15 protein-coding genes are annotated in these 19,144 nt (G+C 71.1%); 5 read left to right on the top strand and 10 right to left on the bottom strand.

Translation table 11 applies throughout. From position 1 onward, the window contains the following. Positions 1-3: 3 nt before the first annotated feature. Genes ACFWY5_RS22195 through ACFWY5_RS22175 form a run of 5 tightly spaced genes read right to left on the bottom strand, consistent with a single transcriptional unit; the run spans position 4 to position 5,147 of the window. Positions 4-1,260, bottom strand: coding sequence for an enolase C-terminal domain-like protein (locus ACFWY5_RS22195; RefSeq protein WP_379633972.1), 1,257 nt, complete (start codon positions 1,258-1,260; stop codon positions 4-6). Then, on the bottom strand, positions 1,257-2,084 hold the full coding sequence (locus tag ACFWY5_RS22190) for an NAD-dependent epimerase/dehydratase family protein (RefSeq protein WP_379633970.1): 828 nt from the start codon (positions 2,082-2,084) through the stop codon (positions 1,257-1,259). The genes ACFWY5_RS22195 and ACFWY5_RS22190 overlap by 4 nt, the downstream gene beginning before the upstream one ends. After that, entirely contained in the window at positions 2,081-2,920 is an 840-nt protein-coding gene (locus tag ACFWY5_RS22185; RefSeq protein WP_379609245.1) for a carbohydrate ABC transporter permease, read from the bottom strand. The genes ACFWY5_RS22190 and ACFWY5_RS22185 overlap by 4 nt, the downstream gene beginning before the upstream one ends. Continuing rightward, positions 2,917-3,783 carry a carbohydrate ABC transporter permease gene (locus ACFWY5_RS22180; protein WP_379633968.1) on the bottom strand — a complete coding sequence of 289 codons (867 nt, stop codon included), beginning with the start codon at positions 3,781-3,783 and terminating at the stop codon, positions 2,917-2,919. The genes ACFWY5_RS22185 and ACFWY5_RS22180 overlap by 4 nt, the downstream gene beginning before the upstream one ends. Beyond that, positions 3,780-5,147, bottom strand: coding sequence for an ABC transporter substrate-binding protein (locus ACFWY5_RS22175; protein WP_379633966.1), 1,368 nt, complete (start codon positions 5,145-5,147; stop codon positions 3,780-3,782). The genes ACFWY5_RS22180 and ACFWY5_RS22175 overlap by 4 nt, the downstream gene beginning before the upstream one ends. A 139-nt stretch (positions 5,148-5,286) precedes the next feature. Between ACFWY5_RS22175 and ACFWY5_RS22170 the strand changes: the two genes are divergently transcribed. Then, positions 5,287-7,572, top strand: a complete 2,286-nt coding sequence (locus ACFWY5_RS22170; RefSeq protein ID WP_379633964.1) for a hypothetical protein — start codon at positions 5,287-5,289, stop codon at positions 7,570-7,572. Here ACFWY5_RS22170 and ACFWY5_RS22165 read toward each other — a convergent pair. Beyond that, complete coding sequence (locus tag ACFWY5_RS22165; RefSeq protein ID WP_379633962.1) at positions 7,569-8,441, bottom strand: virginiamycin B lyase; 873 nt, start codon at positions 8,439-8,441, stop codon at positions 7,569-7,571. The two genes, ACFWY5_RS22170 and ACFWY5_RS22165, sit on opposite strands and share 4 nt — an antisense overlap. Continuing rightward, positions 8,435-9,934 carry an ABC-F family ATP-binding cassette domain-containing protein gene (locus ACFWY5_RS22160; RefSeq protein WP_379634033.1) on the bottom strand — a complete coding sequence of 500 codons (1,500 nt, stop codon included), beginning with the start codon at positions 9,932-9,934 and terminating at the stop codon, positions 8,435-8,437. The genes ACFWY5_RS22165 and ACFWY5_RS22160 overlap by 7 nt, the downstream gene beginning before the upstream one ends. A 74-nt stretch (positions 9,935-10,008) precedes the next feature. On the opposite strand from ACFWY5_RS22160, the gene ACFWY5_RS22155 reads away from it, so the two are divergent. Beyond that, positions 10,009-10,593 (top strand): TetR/AcrR family transcriptional regulator, encoded by a 585-nt coding sequence (locus ACFWY5_RS22155; RefSeq protein ID WP_379633960.1) that lies wholly within the window; start codon positions 10,009-10,011, stop codon positions 10,591-10,593. Between the two features lie 25 nt (positions 10,594-10,618). On the opposite strand, the gene ACFWY5_RS22150 is transcribed toward ACFWY5_RS22155, so the two are convergent. From ACFWY5_RS22150 to ACFWY5_RS22140, 3 genes are all read right to left on the bottom strand, one after another. Continuing rightward, positions 10,619-12,175: a High-affinity nickel-transporter gene (locus ACFWY5_RS22150; RefSeq protein WP_379634031.1), complete on the bottom strand. Its 1,557-nt coding sequence runs from the start codon at positions 12,173-12,175 to the stop codon at positions 10,619-10,621. 2 nt (positions 12,176-12,177) lie between these two features. Next, positions 12,178-13,386: a tetratricopeptide repeat protein gene (locus tag ACFWY5_RS22145; RefSeq protein WP_379633958.1), complete on the bottom strand. Its 1,209-nt coding sequence runs from the start codon at positions 13,384-13,386 to the stop codon at positions 12,178-12,180. Positions 13,387-13,530: 144 nt separating this feature from the next. After that, positions 13,531-14,904: a DUF4331 domain-containing protein gene (locus ACFWY5_RS22140; protein WP_379609252.1), complete on the bottom strand. Its 1,374-nt coding sequence runs from the start codon at positions 14,902-14,904 to the stop codon at positions 13,531-13,533. Between the two features lie 189 nt (positions 14,905-15,093). Here ACFWY5_RS22140 and ACFWY5_RS22135 point away from each other — a divergent pair, with 189 nt between their 5' ends. The 3 genes from ACFWY5_RS22135 (at position 15,094) to hutU (ending at position 19,011) form a co-directional block, all read left to right on the top strand. Continuing rightward, positions 15,094-16,827, top strand: a complete 1,734-nt coding sequence (locus ACFWY5_RS22135) for an ABC transporter ATP-binding protein (protein ID WP_379633956.1) — start codon at positions 15,094-15,096, stop codon at positions 16,825-16,827. Positions 16,828-16,873: 46 nt separating this feature from the next. Continuing rightward, a complete protein-coding gene (locus ACFWY5_RS22130; protein WP_379609254.1) occupies positions 16,874-17,299 on the top strand; it encodes a hypothetical protein in 426 nt (141 codons plus the stop codon). Positions 17,300-17,361: 62 nt separating this feature from the next. Then, positions 17,362-19,011: a urocanate hydratase gene (gene hutU, locus ACFWY5_RS22125; protein WP_379633955.1), complete on the top strand. Its 1,650-nt coding sequence runs from the start codon at positions 17,362-17,364 to the stop codon at positions 19,009-19,011. The last annotated feature ends 133 nt before the right edge of the window (positions 19,012-19,144 follow it).

Genomic DNA, 19,144 nt, shown 5'->3' with positions numbered 1-19,144 from the left:
AGATCACGGAGCCTCGATCCCGCCGTCGGGTCGCCGGACCCGCGCGGCCCAGCGCTCGTGCAGATGGGTCCGCGGCGGATGGCGCAGGGCGGCCCGCTCGTCGAGGTCGATGCCCCAGCCGGGCCGGTCCGACGGCGTCAGGTACCCGTTGACCGTTCTGAGCGTTCCCGGGAACACCTCGTGCACCGCCTCCGGGTAGACGTGCGCCTCCTGGATTCCGAACGCCGGGCTGGTCACGTCCAGGGTGACGTTGGCCGCCGCGCCCACGGGCGACACGTCCGGCGGTCCGTGCCAGGCGGTGCGCACCCCGCTCAGCTCGCACAGCGCCGCGAGCTTGCGCGCCGGGGTCAGCCCGCCGACGGTCGAGACGTGCGCGCGCAGATAGTCGACGCCGCCGGAGGTGACGAGGCGCGCCGCGCCGGTCACCGAGGAGACGAGCTCCCCCGACGCGATCGGCATCGGCGCGGCCGCGCGCACCTCGGGCAGCCGGTCGAAGTGCTCGGGCGCGAGCGGGTCCTCCAGGAAGAACAGCCGGTACGGCTCCAGCGACCGGGCGAGCACCACGGCCTCCTTCGGCGTCAGCCGGTTGTGCGCGTCGTGCAGCAGGCCGAGTTCCTCGCCCAGGACCGAACGGGCACGCTCGAAGAAGCGGGGCGTGTCGCGCAGGTACCGGCCGACATCCCAGCCGTCCGGATGGGGGCTGCCCGGGTATCCGCCGGGCGTGCCGGTGGCTCCGTAGGTACCGATTCCGGGCCCGCCGAACTGCAGCCGCACGTACCGGTAGCCCTGCTCGGCGAGCGCCGCGGCCCGCTCGATCGACTCCTCCACCTCGCCGCCCCTGGCGCCGGTGTAGGCGGCGGCAGCCGTACGGACCCGGCCGCCCAGGAGTTCGTAGACCGGGACGCCGAACCGTTTGCCGGCGATGTCCCAGAGCGCCTGGTCGATGCCGGACAGCGCGTTGTTGTGCACCGGCCCGCCCCGCCAGTACGACGAGTAGTGCAGCATGCGCCAGATGTCCTCGATGTCGGCCGGATGCCGCCCGATGACCATGGGCGCCACGTGCTGCTCGATCGCGGCCACCACGGCGTGGAAGCGCTGGGTGAAGGTGGCGCAGCCCAGGCCGAACAGTCCGGGCTCTGAGGTGTCGACGCGGACGACGACGAGAGGTACGCCGCCGGGCGCGGTGACGATCGTGCGTACACCGGTGACGCGCAGCCCGTCCCTGGCCGGCCACGGCGCCTGTGTCTCCGGCATGATCATGGAAGGAGCTCCTCGGCGGTGAATCCAAGCACCCGTCCGGCGGGTTCCAGGTCGATGGCCACGGTTCTGCCGGGCAGGTCCGCCCGGCACGGGACGCCGGGGTGGTAGGTCGCGATCAGCTCCCGCGTGGGAGTGGACATGAGCGTCTCCGGGGCGGCGAGGTAGAAGGCGGGCGTGCCCTCCAGCGGGGCGGTCAGCCCGAGCAGGCAGGCGCGGGCGGCGTCGCGCAGGTCCAGATAGCTCCACAGGTCCGCCGCCCCCGCCGCCGGGTTCCCGGCCAGCATGGCGGCGCGCGCGGCCAGTCTGGCCCGGTCGCCGAGGAAGGGGAAGCGCAGCGCGGCGACGGTCATGCCGTGCCGCCGGCCCATCATCGCCGCGGTGGCCTCGTCCACCTGCTTGGACAGCGCGTACGGGTCCTCGATCAGCGGTGGCACGCGCACGTCGAGCGGCAGGTACGCCGGGCTCCGGCGCGATCGGGCGAACGGCAGCCCGGTGATCGACAGGCTACTGGCGATGACCGCCCGCCGTACCCCTTGCTCGCCCGCCTCGTTCAGCACCACGAACGTGGCCTGAGTGTTGGCGGCGAACACCACCTCGGGCGCGGCGACCTCGGGAGAGGCGAGCGCCGCGGTGTGCACGACGGCGTCGGCCCCCTCCAGCGCCGCGCGCACGGCGGCGGGGTCGCGCGCGTCACCCACGACCACCCGCTCGGCCGCGATCGGGCCGGAGTCCCGCTCGACGAGCGCGGTCACGTGATGTTCCGCCAGCTCCGCGAGTACGGCGGAGCCGAGCCGGCCGGCCGCGCCGGTGACCAGGACCCTCATCCCTTCAGCCCGGTGAAGGCGATGCCGCGGATGATCTGCCGCTGGAAGACCAGGAACACCGCGACGGGCGGGATGATGGCGATCAGCATCCCGGCGATCAGCAGGGCCTGGTCCGAGGTGTCGGCCAGGCGGGGCAGCGCCACGGCCAGCGGCTGGCTCTCGGTGTCGGTGATGGCGATCATGGGCCAGAGAAAGTCCTTCCACGCGTTCATGACGGCCAGCAGGGAGACCACGGCCAGGATCGGCCGGGACATGGGCAGCACCACGCTGGTGAAGATCCGCCATGGCCCGGCGCCGTCGAGGCGGGCGGCCTCGAACAACTCGCGGGGGATGCCGTCGAAGAACTGCTTGACCAGCAGGACGTTGAAGGCGTGCGCGCCGGCGGGCAGCCACACCGACAGCGGGGTGTTGGCGATACCCAGGTCGAGGACGGTCAGGTAGAGCGAGACCATCGAGACCGTCGCGGGCAGGAACAGGGTGGCCAGGACCGCGCCGTAGACGTACCTGCCGTAGGAGGGCCGCAGGATCGACAGCGCGTACGCCCCGGTCGCCGCGACGAAAAGCTGTGTGAACCACGAACCGGCGACGAGCACGACGGTGTTGGTCAGGTAGTGGCCGACCTCCAGCGTCGTCCACGCCTCCGCCAGGTTCGACCAGCGCGCTTCGGCGGGCCACAGGGCCAGCGGATCGCGCAGCGACTCCTGCGTGGAGGAGATCGCGCCCTTGAAGATCCAGTAGATCGGGCCCGCGCCTTCGAGCAGAAGGACGACGATCAGCAGCACCTGGACGGTGGACAGCCGCCCGCGCAGGCTTCGCCGTTCCGCCTCCGAGATCACTTGGTCCCCCAGGTTCTGGTCAGCCGCAGGTACACGGCGGACAGCAGGGCCAGCACCACGGCCAGGCTCACGCTCAGCGCCGCGGCGGCCCCGTAGTCGCCGTTGACGAACGCGTATCTGTAGATCAGCAGCAGCACCGTGACCGTCGAGTCCTCCGGCCCGCCGTCGGTCAGCACGAACGGCTCGGTGAACACCTGGAAGGTGTTGATCACCTGCAGGAGCAGCATGATCAGCAGGACGGGCCGGAGCTGCGGCAGCGTCACGTGCCAAATCCTGCGCGCGATCGAGGCCCCGTCCAGCTGGGCGGCCTCGTACAGCTCGACCGGCACGCTCGACAGCGCGGCCAGATAGATGAGCACCGCGCCGCCCGCGCCCGCCCAGGTCGCCTCCAGGACGAGGCTCGGCATCGCCATGCCCGTGGACTGCAGCCACGGGTACGGCCCCAGCCCGACCAGCCCGAGCAACTGGTTGAACAGCCCGGAGTCCGGGTCGTAGAACCACTTCCACATCAGGACGGCCACCACCGGCGGCACCACCACCGGCAGGTAGACCAGCACCCGCATGAGGCCGGAGCCACGGCGCAGCTCCGACATCAGCACCGCGAGGACGATCGGCGCCGGGAAGCCGATCACCAGGGCCAGCCCGGTGAACAGCAGCGTGTTGCCCGCCGCCGTGCCCAGCAGCGGATCGGCCAGCAGGGTGCGGAAGTTGTCCAGACCGGCGAACGCCGCCGCCTCGACCAGGTTGGTCCGCTGGAATCCGAGCACCACGCTGCGGACGATCGGCCACCAGGAGAAGAGGCCGAACACCAGCACCGTCGGGATGAGGAACAGCGCCGCCGCGAGGCCGGGACGCCGGGTCACTGTGCTTTCTCGAGCAGGGGCGCGACCCGCGCCGCCGCCTTGGTCAGTTCGTCGCGGGGGTCGGCGTCCCTGCGGGTCAGCACGGCCTGCACGGCGGTGTCGAGCGCGCCGTACAGGTCCTGGGCGGCGATCGGGGGCTCCACCAGGTACTCCAGCTTGTCGGTGTCCTTCACGTACGGGGTGAAGTTGGACACCGGGATGTTGGAGTGCTTGGCGATCGCGGCGTTCACGGGACCGGACACCGTGGTGCCGTAGAACGGCAGCGTGGGCAGGCCGACGGCCAACTTGTCCGCCGCGTTGGCGATGGCCAGTTGCTCGGCCGCCGCCGGGTCGTAGTTGGGCTTCAGGTAGTAGAAGTCGATCCACTTCACCGCGGCGGCGCGCTGTTCTGGGGTCGCCTTGGCGTTGACCGCCGCCACCAGGCCGCCCAGCAGCGTCGCCTTCGCTCCGGCCTGCTGCGGCAGTGCCGTGATGCCGAAGTCGTCCGGCTTGCCGGAGTACAGGGTGGTGTAGCGGTTGTAGCTGTTGACGGTGCCGATCATCATGCCGATCTTGCCCGCGGCGAAGTCGCGTTCGGCGTCCTGCTGGGTACGCAGCTGGTTGGCGCCCATGGAGTCGTCCTGCCAGCGCATCGCGGCCAGGTGGCGCAGCGCCTGCTCGGCCGGGCCGTCCAGGAGTGACGGGACGTACTTCTCGCCCTGTTTCTTCTCCATCTGGCCGCCGAAGGAGTAGGTCATCGCGGTGAGGATCCAGCCGCCGGTGTTCTTGACCGTCATCTGGGTGTAGCCCGCGACACCGGAACCGGCGAGCTTCTTCGCCGCCGTCCTGACCTCGTCCCACGTGGCGGGCGGCTTGTCCGGGTCGAGCCCGGCCTTGGTGAACAGGGCGCGGTTGTAGACCAGGCCCAGCGCGTACTCGGTGACGGGCAGGCCGTAGATCTTTCCGTCGGCGCCGGTCGCGGGGGCCAGCGCCCGGGGGTCGAAGTCGGTCGCGTGCGGCAGGGTCTTGATCTCGGCGCTGAGGTCGGCGATCTGCCGCCGCGCGATGAGTCCGGGCGGCTCGGTCAGCGGTACGGTCAGCACCGTCTCGGCGTTGCCTCCGGCCAGCCTGGTCGCGAACGTCCTGGCGTCCCATTGCGTGTCGGTCGGCTTGAGCTTGATGTCGGGGTTGGCCTTCTCGAACGCGGCGACCGCGTCCAGGAACTGCTTGCGGGTCTTCGCCGCGGTCGTGGGCGGCATGCCCGCCACGGTGATCGTGGTCTTGCCGGGGTCGCCTTCCGTGGTGCCGGACGAGCAGCCTGACGTCGCGGCGGCGAGCACGAGCGCTCCGGCCATCCCCAGACGCCACCTCGTGGAGACATCCATGGGCAACTTCCCTTCGCCTAATGCGTATTAGGCGGCATCTAAGCCGGTATCGCGGGCTGATGTCAAACGCTTGACACTCCGGTTACGGCAGGAGTACACCTCTCACCTAATCCGCATTAGGTGACTGGAAGGGATCCTCATGGCCGACATCCCCCGACGCCGATTCCTCGGCGGAGCCGTTGCCGCAGGGCTCGCCGGAGCCCTGCTTCCCGCGACCGCGGCCGAGGCCGGCACCCCCTCGATCGCCGCCGACGGCATCACGCTCGCCGCCGCTGCCGACGGCACGATCACCGTCAAGGACGGCGCCGGCGTCGAACGGATCCGGCTCACCGGATTCATGGCGAAGGACTCCGTCACCGGCATCCAGCGAACCACCGGCGGGACCCCGTCGCTCGTCACGCTCCCGGACGGCGCCCAGGCCATCCAGGTCGACTACACCCTTCCCGCCGCGGCGCAGGGGATCACCGTCCGCGGCGTCTTCCGGGTCGCGCCGAACCGGGCGCGGTTGCGCTGGGAGGTCGCGGGCCCGGCCACGCTCATCCCGGCCGGCTTCATGCTCGGCCGTACGGTCATCGCCCCCACCGAGCCCGAGTCCTTCACCGCGCTCACCCGATGGAACCGCGACGCCGGGGGCGGCGTGCCCTACGAGACCAACGCCGGGGTCGTCTACCAGGAGACCTGGGCCGGCACCCGCGGCTACTTCCGGCTCGGCGGCACCACCCCGGCCTGGACCAACGCCACCTGGATCCACGCGCCGGGCACCGCGGCGGCCGGCGGGGCGGTGACGGAGGCCGATCTGGTGCTCGGTTCGATCCGGCCGGCTGCGGGCGGCACCATGGGCGCGGGACTGCCGCTGGGCGTGGAGGTCTGGACCGACCAGCCCTTCAGCCTGTGGGACGGCGGCGGCCGGCCCATGGCCTTGCACGCGGAGGTGGCCAACGGGGGCGGCGCCGCGCGTACCGTGAAGTTGTCGTGGTGGGCCCGTGACTTCGACGGCCGGACGCTCGGCTCGGGCAGCGTCACCGGCACCGTCGCGGCCGGATCGGCGTGGCAGCAGACCTTCACCGTCACCTCCCCGTCGCACGGGATCGTGTTCACCGAGGTGAAGGCCACCGCCGGCGCCGACAGCGCGTTCGCCCGCACCAACCTCACCGTCCTGCCGCCGCACACCTACCGGGCGGGCCGCGACAGCATGTTCGGCATCGCCAACTACCCCTGGCTGCTCAAGCCCGACGCCGCCGCGGTCGTGGGCCTGATGCGGCGGATCGGCATCAAGCGGGTGCGCATCTCCTACGACGGCGGGCCCGGCCTGCCGCCCGCCACCCTGGACGCCGCGGGGATCGAGCACAACATCGAGCTCGCGGGCATCCCGCTCGGCGGCACCCCCGCCCAGGTCGCCGCCTGGGCCGACACCAACACCCAGAAGGCGATCGGCTCGCGGGCCGACTACTTCGAGGTCGCCAACGAGGTGAACAAGCCGTGGATGAGCGGGGAGACCGCCGCCGCGTACGTGCGGGACGGCTTACGCCCGGTCCGCGAGCGCCTGACCGCCGCCGGGGCTCCGACCAAGGTGCTCAACGCGGGCCTGGCCGGCATGGACTACGTCTGGACCAAGAACTTCCGCGACGCCGGCGGCTGGGACCTCATCGACGGCTTCGCCTTCCACCCCGGCCGGGGCAACTTCACCCCCGACTACGCGCCGCCGCCGGAGGAGTGGACGCAGGGGAACAACGGCTCGTACTGGAACTTCCTCGGAAGCCTGCGCAAGGCCCGTGAAGTGATCACCGACTACGGCGACAAGGAGCTGTGGCTGACCGAGGCCTACGCCTGCACCAAGCCGAACAGCTGGTGGCACGACACCTACCGGCAGGCCGCCGAGAACATCCTGCTCAGCCTCGCGCTGGCCATGGCCGAGGGGGTGAGCTGCGTGAACTGGTACCAGCTACACGACAGCGTCCTCGGCAAGCCGCAGATGGCCGACCCGGCCAACCCCGAGTACCACTACGGGCTCATGAACCGCGACACCAGCGCCAAGCCCTCGATGCTCGCCTACGCCACCGCGGCCAAGGTCCTGGACCAGGCGACGTTCACCCGCCGGCTGACCTTCGCCGACCCCGACCTCAAGGGGCTCCTGTTCGCCACCCCGGAAGGGCCGGTCTCGATCCTGTGGAGCCGCAAGGACGGCTACCTGCTCAACACCGACCACGAGCCCGGTTCGGGGTGGTTCGCCGCGCCGGAACCGTGGGTCGACGGGTGGCCGACCAAGACCGACGTGCACGTGGCCGCGGCCGGCGGCCCCGTCCGGGTGCTGGACTGCATCGGCAGGGAACGACGGCTCACCCCGTGCGACGGCAAGGTCAAGATCCGGCTGGACGGCGCGCCCCGCGTCTACTACGGCCTGACCGAACACATCGATGCTCGTTAGAACACGCCCGGCCCCTGGGACCCCGGGAAGAGCCCGGGTGGGTGACGCACCAGAGCGCCGGATTCCATCGCGACCCAGATCAGGCCGTCGGGCCCGGCCGTGAGGCCGTGGGGTTCGGCGCCCTCCAGGGGATACTCCTCGATCTCGCCCTCGGTCGTGATACGGCCCAGCGTGCCGGATCCCCACTGCGTGAACCAGAGCGCACCGTCCCGGCCGGTCACGATGGCGTGCGGCCGGGCGGCGCGGTCGGGGAGCGGGAACTCGGTGATCGTGCCGGAGGTGCCGATCCGGCCCACCTGGCCGGCGCCGATCTCCACGAACCACAACGCCCCGTCCGGACCGGCGCAGATGCCCACCGGGGCGGCGTCCGCCGTGGGCAGCGCGTACCGGGTCGCCTCGCCGTCCACGGTGATGCGGCCGATCGCGTTGCCCTGGTTGAGGGTGAACCAGAGCGCGCCGTCCGGCCCGGTCACGATCATCGACGGCATCGCGCCTTCGGTCGCGAGCGGGTAGCGGGTGATCTCGCCGGTCGGGGTGATGCGGCCGATCTGGTCGCCCTGCAGTTGCGTGAACCACATGGCCCCGTCGGGGCCCGCGGTGATGCCGTACGGCGAGGCCGTCTCGAAGGCGGTGATCGTGCCGTCCACGGTGATCCGCCCGATCCGGTCGCCGGTGAACTCGGTGAACCACAGCGCGCCGTCGACGCCCGTGGTGATCACCGTGGGGCGGCCGTCGGCGGGGTCCAGCCGGAAGATCGCGGGGTCCTCGCCCGGCGTGACCCGGCCGATCCGGCCCTCATGGACCAGCGTGAACCACAGGGCGTCATCGGGGCCGGTGGTGACGCCGTAGGGAGAACCGTCGATCAACATGGGTGGCCTTCCTGAAGGGAGATCTCGGTGCCGGTGAAGCGGCGTCGCAGTGCCCGGTCGTGGGTGACCACCACGAGCGCTCCGCCGTAGCCGTCGAGCGCCTGTTCGAGCTCCTCGACGAGGGTGAGGGAAAGGTGGTTGGTGGGCTCGTCGAGCAGGAGCAGGTCGTACTCGCCGGCCAGCAGGATGGCCAGGGCGAGCCGCCGCCGCTGGCCTGTCGACAGGACTCCGGTCGTGAGCTGGAGCGCCTCCTGGCGGAACAGGCCGGTGGACATCAGGGTTGTCGCGGCGGCGCCGTACGTCTCGATGACGGTTTTGTCGGGGTTGAACGTCACCTCCTGAGGGAGGTATCCGGCGCGCGCGCCCGCTTCGGCCGCGATCGCGGCGAGCAGCGTCGACTTGCCCGCGCCGTTGGGGCCGTGGATCAGGAACCGGTCGCCGGCCTCGATTCGCAGGTGGCCGAGTTGTACGAGCGTGCCCGTACGCTTCTCGGCGGGCGCGAACGTGCCGTGGAAGCGCAGCGGTCGCGGCGGGCGGGGGACCGGGTGGTCCTCCAGGCGGCGCAGGCGCTCCTGGGCCTGCCTTACGCGCGAGGCCACCGAGCTCTGGACGCGGCCGGCGTTGCGGTCGTAGGCCATCTTGTTGTTGTCCTTCATCGCCCGGCCCACGGCGACGCGGTGCGCGGTGGTCGCGGCGAACTCCCTGACCTGCCGGATCTCCTCCAGCCACTCGGCGTGGGCCTGCTCCCAGCGCAGCCGGGCGGCCGCCTTGGCGGCCAGGAATCCGGTGTAGCCGCCGCCGAACCTGGTCAGCGTGCCGTCCTCGACCTCCAGGATCGCCGTGGCCACCCGGTCGAGGAAGATCCGGTCGTGCGAGACCGTCACCACCGTGCCCTTGTGCTCGCGCAGCCGGTCCTCCAGCCAGGCCATCGCCTGCTCGTCGAGGTGGTTGGTGGGCTCGTCGAGCAGCAGGATCTCCGGCGCGGCCGCCAGCGCGCAGGCCAGCCCCAGCCGCGCCTGCTCGCCGCCGGACAGGCTCGACAGCACGCGTGAACGCTCGATCCGCGCCAGGCCGAGCCCGTGGATCGCCTTGTCGACGCGGGCGTCGGCCTCGTAGCCGCCTCTGGCCTCGAAGGCGGTGAGCAGGTCGCCGTACCTGTCCATCTCCTGCGTCTGCGCGGCCTCCTGCATGCCGTGTTCCAGGGCGCGCAGCTCGGCGAGGGCGGCGTCGATGGCCTGCTGGACGGTGTGGTGGCCCGGCAGGTCGAGGGTCTGGCCCAGGTAACCGACGCCACCGGCCGCCGACACCGTCACCTCGCCGTCGTCCGGCGTCTCCACCCCGGCGATCAGCCGGAGCAGCGTGGACTTGCCGGAACCGTTCTCGCCCACGATCCCCATCCGCTCGCCGGGGCGGACGCTGAAGGTGATCTGGTGGAGGACGCGGCGTTCGCCGTACGCCTTCGAGACTCCCTTGAGGGTGAGCTGTGTGGTCAGAGTGGAACTCCAATCGCAACTTGTGTAGCGTTAAGATAGCATGGCTCGGTCGGCTAATGCAACTGGAGTAGACTTTGACGACGACACGTCCCGGGGGTCGCAGTGCTCGCGTACGCGATGCCGTACGGCAGGCCACGCTCACCGAACTGGCAGAACACGGCTATACCGGGCTGACGGTGGAGAACGTGGCGCTGCGGTCGGGCGTTCACAAGACGACCGTGTACCGCCGGTGGGGAAACGCCGACGGGCTGATCGCGGACGCGCTGGAGCTCGCGCGGGGGGAGCCGTGGCCGGTGCCCGACACCGGCTCGCTCCGGGAGGATCTGCGGGAGATCGCCCGGCTGGTGCGCAGCGGGTTCGCCGACCCGGTGGCCGGGCCGATCGCCGCCGCGTTCGTGGCGGCGGCCGTGCAGAGCGGCGGCGCCGCGCGGTCGCTGCACGACTTTTTCGTGGCCCGCCACGAACAGGCGGCCAAGGTGGTCGAACGAGCCGTCGAGCGCGGCGAACTGCCACCGGGCACCGACGCCGCCGACGTGGTCAGGATGGCCGTCGCCCCCATCTACTACCGGCTGTTCGTCACCCACGAGCCGGTCACCGAACGCGACGCCGAACGCGCGGCCGACGCCGCCGCCACGGCCGCCCGCGAGGGCGTCATCTAGCCGCGTCTCCAGGGGCGGGCCGCCGTCAGAGGACGCCGGTCGCTGAGCGGATGGCCAGGCCGGCGCCCAGGAGGACGACCATCGCGGCGGTGCCCACCGGGGCCAGGCCGGACAGGCGGGCGGCGATGCGATGACCGGTCGCGGCGCGGCGTTCGAGGCGGTCGGCCAGCTTGACCAGGAGCAGGCCGGTGACGGTGAGGGTGGCCGCCATGCCCAGGCCGTAGGCGGCGACGAGCGCGATGCCGAACCAGGTACGGCCCAGCCCGATCGCCCCCAGCAGCACGATCAGCGCCGACGGACTCGGCACCAGCCCACCGGCCACCCCCAGCCCCACCAACCCCCGCCTCCGATACCCCCGCCCGTGCCCGCCCTCATCGGGGCCGGAATGCTCGCCACCGTGCCTGGCCACATCGGCGTCGCCATGCTCGCCGCGCGTGGCCACGAGAGTGCCGACGCCGTGCCGCTGGCCAGGCTCACCCTCGTGTTCCTGCCCCGGTGCGGCCATGTGCCCATGCCCATGCCCATGCCCATGGCCATGACCGTGGCCGTGCCCATGCCCATGCCCGTGACCGTGCCCATGACCGTGGCCGTGGCCGTGGGTGGGGTTTCGGGAGGTGAGGAGTTTGATGCCGATGGCGGCGATGAGCACCCCGCTGGCCACGCCGAGCCAGGACAGCACCGACTCCCCGGCCAAAGCGGTGAACACGCTCAGCAACAACCCCACCACCAGCACGGCTGCCGTGTGGGTGGCCGTCACCGTGGCGCCCACCACGAGCGCGTCGCGCGGGCGGCCCCTGCGACCGGCCAGGTAGGCGGCCATGATGGTCTTGCCGTGTCCGGGGATCAGCGCGTGCCCAGCGCCGAGCAGTACCGCCAGTAACACCGCGAGCAGCCCGAGCGGCAGGGTGAGGCCGTCGGTGCCGATCAGATCGGTGAAGGTCCGGTCCACGAAGGCGAGCGCCTCCCCGATGGGCCCGCCGATCGCGGGCGCCGCGAGCCCGCCGCTGGTACCCGGCCCACCGGGGATCGGCTTGCCGATCGTGGGGGAGGAGCCGGGGGTGGCGGTGAAGGTGGCGGTGGTCTGGTTCAGGGGGTTGGACAGGAGATCGTCCGGGTAACGGCGGAGTTCGTCGCTCACGCTGGCCGTGCCGACGGTCGAGCCCGAGAGCCGGACACCGTCCCCCACGGCGGTGATCTCCCGCCAGCCGATCCTTTCCTGCTGATAAAGGTCCTCAAAGGTGACGCCGCCGGAAATGTCGCCAGGGTTGGCCGTCAGCTCGCACGTCAACCGGCTGGTTCGCAACCCACCCTGCCCGGGGGTGAACGCGAAGGCCGCGGAGGTGACCCGCCACGGCACCGCCGTACCGTCGATGACCAGGCGTTGTGCCCGAGCCAGCGCGGCACACTCCGCGGCGGCCGACACCCCGTCGCCCGCCTGCAGCGTGGGCAGTTCGGCCAGGTCCACCACGGCGGTGTTCTCGACCCGATCGGGAAGAACCCGCAGCCCGTTGTGGTGGTTGACGGTGAAGTTGCCCAGCGGATGGGCCAGGAGGGCGCCGGACAGCACCAGCGACGCGATCATGCTCACGAGAACCTCGCAAGGGCGGGCAGGGACGGGTCGAAGGCCGGGTTCAGGCGCTTGGCCGGGATGGAGGAGGGGCTGCGGCCGAGGGCGCGTTCGATCTCGGCGCGGTGGTGGTACAGGATCGCGTTGCGCCACCCGCCCGCCGTCGCCTTCTCCGCGTACGGCAGCGCCTCCCGCGACCGCCCCGCCCGGTGCAGCGCCCAGGCCAGCGCGTCGGCGGCGACCGGGTTGCGGTTGTCGGCGTACTCGGCGCGGGCGAGGCGGACGGCGGCGGCGGGCGAGCCGTGGTAGGCCTCGAACTCCGCCCAGGTCAGGGCGTCGCGCACGCCGGCATCCTCGTAGAGGCGCCGCTGGGCCTTCAGGAGCGTCCAGTCGGCGGGCAGCCCGGCCTTGATGCGGGTCTCGCCCTGTTCGAGCAGGTATTGGGGGAGGGGCAGCCGGTTCACGACCGTCTGGTAGAGATCCAGCGCCTCGGGGAGGCGGCCGGAGAGCGCGGCGACCCGGGCGCGCCCGGCCATCGCGGGCACGTAGGCGGGCATGGCCTCCTGCGCCCGCGTGTACCAGTGCTCGGCCTCCCGCAGCGCGCCGGAACGCAGTGACAGCTCGCCCAGGTAGTAGCGGGTGAAGGCGAGGTCAGCCGGCAGGTACGCGTCCTCGTGCGCGAGCCGCATCAACGCGGTCGCCGCGGCGGTGTCACCGCGCAACTCGGCCGCATACGAGGCGCGGGTGAACGACGGCACCCCGGGGCGCAGGGCGAGCATCTTGTCCACGGCGCGCTGGGCGCCGGGCAGGTCGCCGAGCTGGGTGCGGGCGTCGGCCAGGATGCCGTGGGCGGTCGAGCTGTAGGCGTTGACGGAGATGGCCTGCTCGGCCAGCCGTACCGCCTGCTTGAACTCGTGGCGGCCGGCGGCGAGGGCCGCGCGGCCGGTCAGGACGGCGTCGTCGCGCGGCGCGAGCGCGGCGGCCTTGGCCAGCGCGCCCTCGGCCTTCGGGTAATGGGCGGGGTCGCCGGTGATCCTGGCCTGTTCGATCTGCTCCATGGCGAGCTGGGCCCAGGAGCGGTAGTCGCCGGGCAGCCGGGCCAGGCGCGCCTGCAGCGTCTCGGTGAACACGGCGGGCTGTTCGGCCGAGGGCGCCGGCGGCGCGAGCACCGCGTAGGCGGTCAGCGCCAGGGCTCCGGCCAGGGCGAGCGCGACGATCCAGCGCATGGCGTATGGCTCCGTTCAGGGGGTGGAGATGACCGGCCGGCCGCGACGGGGTGCGGCCGGCCGGTCGGACGGCGGGCGTTCGGGAGTGTCGCCCGCCGGGGGGGACCGGTCGCTCCCGGAGAGGAGGAGCGGCCGGGTGGTGGCTTATCGCTGGTTCACCGCGACATTGCTGGGCAGCGGGATGTACGGGAACGTGGCGCCGAACGTCTTGTCGTTCTGGTCGACCTTGTCGGTCAGCGCCGGGATGAGCTTGCCCGTCACCGCCGCGCCGGCCACGGCCTGGAGTTCGATGTCGACGACGTCGTCGCTGAGCCGCCGGCCGTTCGGGAAGCCCTGGAGGTCACCGGCGAGCACGCCGAGCCGGTTCGGGTCCTTCGTGGGCGGGATCGACATGTTGAGCCGCATCATCTCGGCGGGACGCAGCTTGCCCGCGTCCTTGTTGAGCGACTGCGAGTTCAGGTCGGCCATGATCGGGCCGTTGCCCTTGGCGATGCCGGTCAGGAAGATCTGGACCAGGTCGTTGCGCGGCGTGGCCGGGGCCTTGATGCCGTAGATGGACTCGAGGAGCCTGGCCAGTTCGGGGTCGGTGACCCGCTTGACCACGGCCGGGACGTCGGCGTCCTTCTCCGGGGGCAGGGCGTTGAACGCGTCCTTCAGCCCGGCGGGCACCACGAGCTCGTTAACCAGCGGCTCGCCCAGGCGCGAGACCTGCTTGTAGCCGTTGGGGCCCCACTTGTCGGTGGTGGACCACACGCCGATGACCGGGTTGCGCTTGGCGTCGGCCTTGAGCGCCAGGTCCTTGGCCGCGACCTGCAGGCCCAGTGTGTGGACGTTGTAGCCCTTGAGCGTGTCCTGGCCGACCTCGGACAGGTTGCCGCCGTACAGCAGGTCGAAGACGCGCAGGTCGAGGAAGAAGGCCTCGTCGGACTGCCCGGCGAAGGTCTTGCCGCCGGGGATGTTGGTGATCGCCTGCGAGCGCAGCGTGCCGTAGTCGGGCATCGAGGCGGGCCCGACGTTGCTGGGGGCGACGACGCCGTTGGCGACGAGGGTGCTGGTGCCGCTCTCGGTGATCCGCTTGAGCGTGTAGCGCTGGCGGAAGAGCAGGTTCTGGTCGTTCAGCGAGGTGACGGGCCCGTTGTTGTACAGGAACGTGGTGTTTCCGCGCTTGTCCTCGTCGCGGAAGGTCCACTGGTAGGTGATGTCGGGCTTGGCGTCGCCGTCGTTGTCGATCTTGATGTTGTAACGGGACTTGGTGTCGAAGAAGTAGAAGTTGGGGCCGCCCTGGGGCTCCTCGAACGGGATCCAGTTGGCGAGCAGGGTGACGGTGTCGGGCTTGTCGGGGCTGACGAACGCGTAGACGTCGGTGTTGTCGTTACGCGGGTCGCCCGAGATCGCCGGTGCCTCGCGGTGCGAGGAAGCCGTGCCGGTGTCGGTACGGAGCAGGGCGAACGAGGAGGCGGTCAGCGCCGCCGCAACGCCCAGTCCGACAAGGGCGCGCCGGTTGATCCGGAGCTCCATGTTCGGTCCTTTCAGTCATGGTCCTGGCTGAGGTTCCGGCCGGGTTCCTCGACGCCCTATTCGCGCGACTCCTCCTCGGGGATGAGAAGTCAATCAAAGTTGACATACTTAGGTCGTCAATTTAGGTTGACGGGTACGGATTGCGCCGTTCGTTCGTTGGAGCTATCGGAAATACCGGAAAGGGGAACTATGGACGAGGACGCAGGGGGCAGGGCGCCGTTCAAGGTGCTGATCGGGTACCTCAGGCCGCATCGGGGGATCCTGGTACTGGGCGGCGTACTCAGCCTGATCGGCTCGATCGCGGGCCTGGCCATGCCGCTGCTGGCCAAGTACGTGGTCGACGCGTTCGGCGCCAAGCAGTCCATGGCCGCGCCGCTGATCGGGCTCACGATCGCGGTGCTGGTCGGCGCGGTCGTCTCGGCCGGGGGCAGCTACCTGATGGAGCGCACCGGTGAGGGCATCGTCCTCGGGGCGCGGCGCAAGCTCGTCGACCGCCTGCTCAGGCTGCGCGTGGCCGACGTGGACCGGCTCAAGCCCGGCGACCTGCTGTCGCGGGTGACCGGCGACACGACGCTGCTGCGCTCGGTGCTGACCAACGGCATCGTCGACTCCATCGGCTCCGTCTTCATGCTCGTCGGCGCGATCGTCATGATGGCCGCGATGGACGGCATCCTGCTGCTGGTGACGCTGCTGGTCATCGTCGTCATCGGCGGGCTCGTGGCGCTGGTCATGCCGAAGATCCAGAAGGCCCAGCACCAGGCGCAGGAGGCCGTGGGCGAGATGGGCGCGGTGCTCGACCGGGCACTGCAGGCGTACCGCACGGTCAAGGCCAGCGGCGCGGAGGAGCGCGAGGTCGAGGTCGTCGGCGAGGCGGCGGTACGCGCCCGCGACCGCGGCCTGCAGGTGGCGGGCTGGACCTCGCTGGCCGGAGTCGCCACCTGGATGGCGGTCCAGATCGCGTTCCTGTGCGTGCTGGCGGTCGGCGGCGCCCGGGTGGCCTCGGGCACGCTGGAGGTCTCGGCGCTGATCGCGTTCCTGCTCTACCTCTTCTACCTGGTGGCGCCGATCGGCCAGCTCGTCGAGGGCGCGGTGCAACTGCAGAACGGCCTGGCCGCGCTGAAGCGCATCCGCGAGATCGAGGACCTGCCGGCCGAGCCCGCCTCGGCCCCGACGGTCCGCGAGGGCGCGCCGGTCGGCGTGACCTTCGAGGATGTCACCTTCCAGTACGGCGAGGACCGCGAACAGGTGCACCACGGCGTCACCTTCGAAGTGCCGCCCGGCGGCCTGACCGCGCTCGTGGGCCCGTCGGGAGCGGGCAAGTCGACGGTCTTCGCGCTGCTGGAGCGCTTCTACGACCACCAGGGCGGGACGATCACCGTCGGCGGCAGGGAGATCCGCGACTGGCCGCTCGGCGACCTGCGCGCCACGCTCGGCTACGTGGAGCAGGACGCGCCCGTGCTGGCCGGGACGCTGCGGGAGAACCTGTTGTTCGCCGCCGAGGACGCCACCGACGACGACCTGTGGCGGGCGGTGCGGCGTACGCGCCTCGACGACCTGGTCTCCCGGCTGCCGGAGGGGCTGGAGACGCCGGTCGGGCACCGGGGCGTCCTGCTGTCGGGCGGTGAGCGGCAGCGGGTGGCCATCGCCCGCGCGCTGCTGCGCAAGCCCCGGCTGCTGCTGCTCGACGAGGCCACCTCGCAACTGGACGCGGTCAACGAGCTGCGGCTGCGCGAGGTCATCGCCGAGGTGGCCAGGGAGACGACCGTGCTGGTCATCGCCCACCGGCTGTCGACCGTCACCAACGCCGACCGCATCGTGGTCATGGAGGCGGGCACGGTGCGGGCCATGGGCACGCACGACGAACTGGTGGGCGCCGACGAGCTCTACCGCGAGCTGGCCGCGACCCAGTTCCTGGTGAGCTAGTCCGTTATTGGTACGTTTGTCCGTTATGCGAGTAAAGAGATTGGCAATGACCGCCCTGCTGCTGGCCGGTTCGGCCGCCGTCCTCGGGTCCGCCCCGGCCCAGGCCGCGACCGGTCAGTGCGCGGGCAACCGTATCGAGCACCTCGCGGTCAAGACCTCAGGCGGCACGACCAAGGGCCACCTGAACATCTATTACAACCCCTCCAGCGGCTACAACTGCGCCCGCCTGGACTCCTACGGCAGCCACTGGGGCCGTACCAAGCAGATGTCGGTCACCCTGCACACCTGCAAGAACAAGACCTCCGACTACTTCTCCTGCAAGTCCATCCAGATCGCCAACGACGACGGCCATTACGCCAAGTACGCCGGTCCGGTGAAGGTGTACGGCAAGGGCCGCTGCATCGCCGCCTCCGCCGTGATCGACGCCGGGCGGAACGAGGCCGTCAAGGTGACTCCCAGCTATCACTGCTGACCTGTACTCTTCGAGTGACATAGGTGAATATGTTCATTCAGTGTCACTCAGAGGAGAGCTTCATGAGCCGGGTCGTGCGCGCGCCCAGAGGTACCACGCTGACCGCCAAAGGATGGCCGCAAGAGGCGGCGTTCCGGATGCTCCAGAACAACCTGGATCCGGAGGTCGCCGAACACCCCGAGCAACTGGTCGTCTACGGCGGTTCCGGGAAGGCCGCACGCGACTGGCCCTCGTTCGACGCGATGGTCCGCACGCTGACCACGCTTGAGGGCGACGAGACGCTGCTGGTGCAGTCGGGCCGCCCGGTCGGGGTGTTCCGCACGCACGAGTGGGCGCCCCGCGTCCTCATCGCCAACTCCAACCTGGTGCCCGACTGGGCCAACTGGGAGGAGTTCCGCAGGCTGGAGGCCGCCGGCCTCACCATGTACGGCCAGATGACCGCCGGATCCTGGATCTACATCGGCACCCAGGGCATCCTTCAGGGCACCTACGAGACGTTCGCCGCCGTGGCCGCCAAGCGTTTCGGCGGCACGCTCGCCGGGACGATCACGCTCACCGCCGGGCTCGGCGGCATGGGCGGCGCCCAGCCCCTCGCGGTCACCATGAACGGCGGCGTGGCCATCTGCGTCGACTGCGACCCGCGCAGCGTCTCCCGGCGCATCGAGCACCGCTACCTCGACGTCGAGGCGTCCTCCCTGGACGAGGCGCTGCGCCTGGCCTACCAGGCCCGCGACGAGCGCCGCCCGCTGTCCATCGGCGTCGTCGCCAACGCCGCCGACGCCCTGCCCGACCTGCTGGCCCGCGGCGCCGAGATCGACATCGTCACCGACCAGACCTCGGCGCACGACCCGCTGATGTACCTGCCGCAGGGGATCGCCTTCGAGGACATGTCGGCGGCCCGCGAGAAGGACCCCGCGGGGTTCACGCAGAAGGCCCGCGAGTCCATGGCCAAGCACGTCGAGGCCATGGTCGGCTTCAAGGACGCCGGCGCCGAGGTCTTCGACTACGGCAACTCCATCCGCGGCGAGGCCCAGCTCGCCGGCTACTCCCGCGCCTTCGACTTCCCCGGCTTCGTGCCCGCCTACATCCGGCCGCTGTTCTGCGAGGGCAAGGGCCCGTTCCGCTGGGCGGCGCTGTCCGGCTCGCCCGAGGACATCCACAAGACCGACCAGGCCATCCTGGAACTCTTCCCCGAGAACGAGCAGCTCGCCCGCTGGATCCGCAAGGCCGGGGAGAAGGTCCACTTCCAGGGCCTGCCCGCGCGCATCTGCTGGCTCGGGTACGGCGAGCGGAACCTGGCCGGCGAACGCTTCAACGACATGGTGGCCAGCGGCGAACTTCAGGCGCCCATCGTCATCGGGCGCGACCACCTCGACAGCGGGTCGGTGGCCTCGCCGTACCGGGAGACCGAGGCCATGGCCGACGGCTCGGACGCCATCGCCGACTGGCCGCTGCTCAACGCCATGCTGAACACCGCCTCCGGCGCCGCGTGGGTCTCGATCCACCACGGCGGCGGCGTCGGCATCGGCCGCTCCATCCACTCCGGCCAGGTGACCGTGGCCGACGGCACCGCGCTGGCCAGGGAGAAGGTCAGCCGCGTGCTCACCAACGACCCGGGCACCGGCGTGATGCGGCACGTCGACGCGGGCTACGAGGAGGCGGCCGCGGTCGCCGACGAGCGCGGCGTCCGCATCCCGATGCGCGAGTCGTAAATCTCCCCATGCGAGAGTCTCGTCTCTTGGTGCGGGGGTCTCGTCGCTTGATGTGCGGGTCTCTTATCCGTTACGGCTCCGCCGCACCACCGCCTCCCGCCGCCGTGGGTCGCGCCCGATCGCCGGGCGCTTC

The sequence above is a fragment of the Nonomuraea sp. NPDC059007 genome, assembly GCF_042740555.1.
Lineage (GTDB): Bacteria > Actinomycetota > Actinomycetes > Streptosporangiales > Streptosporangiaceae > Nonomuraea.
Note: the sequence above shows the minus strand (reverse complement) of the source record. Positions and strands in the feature narration are given on the sequence as shown.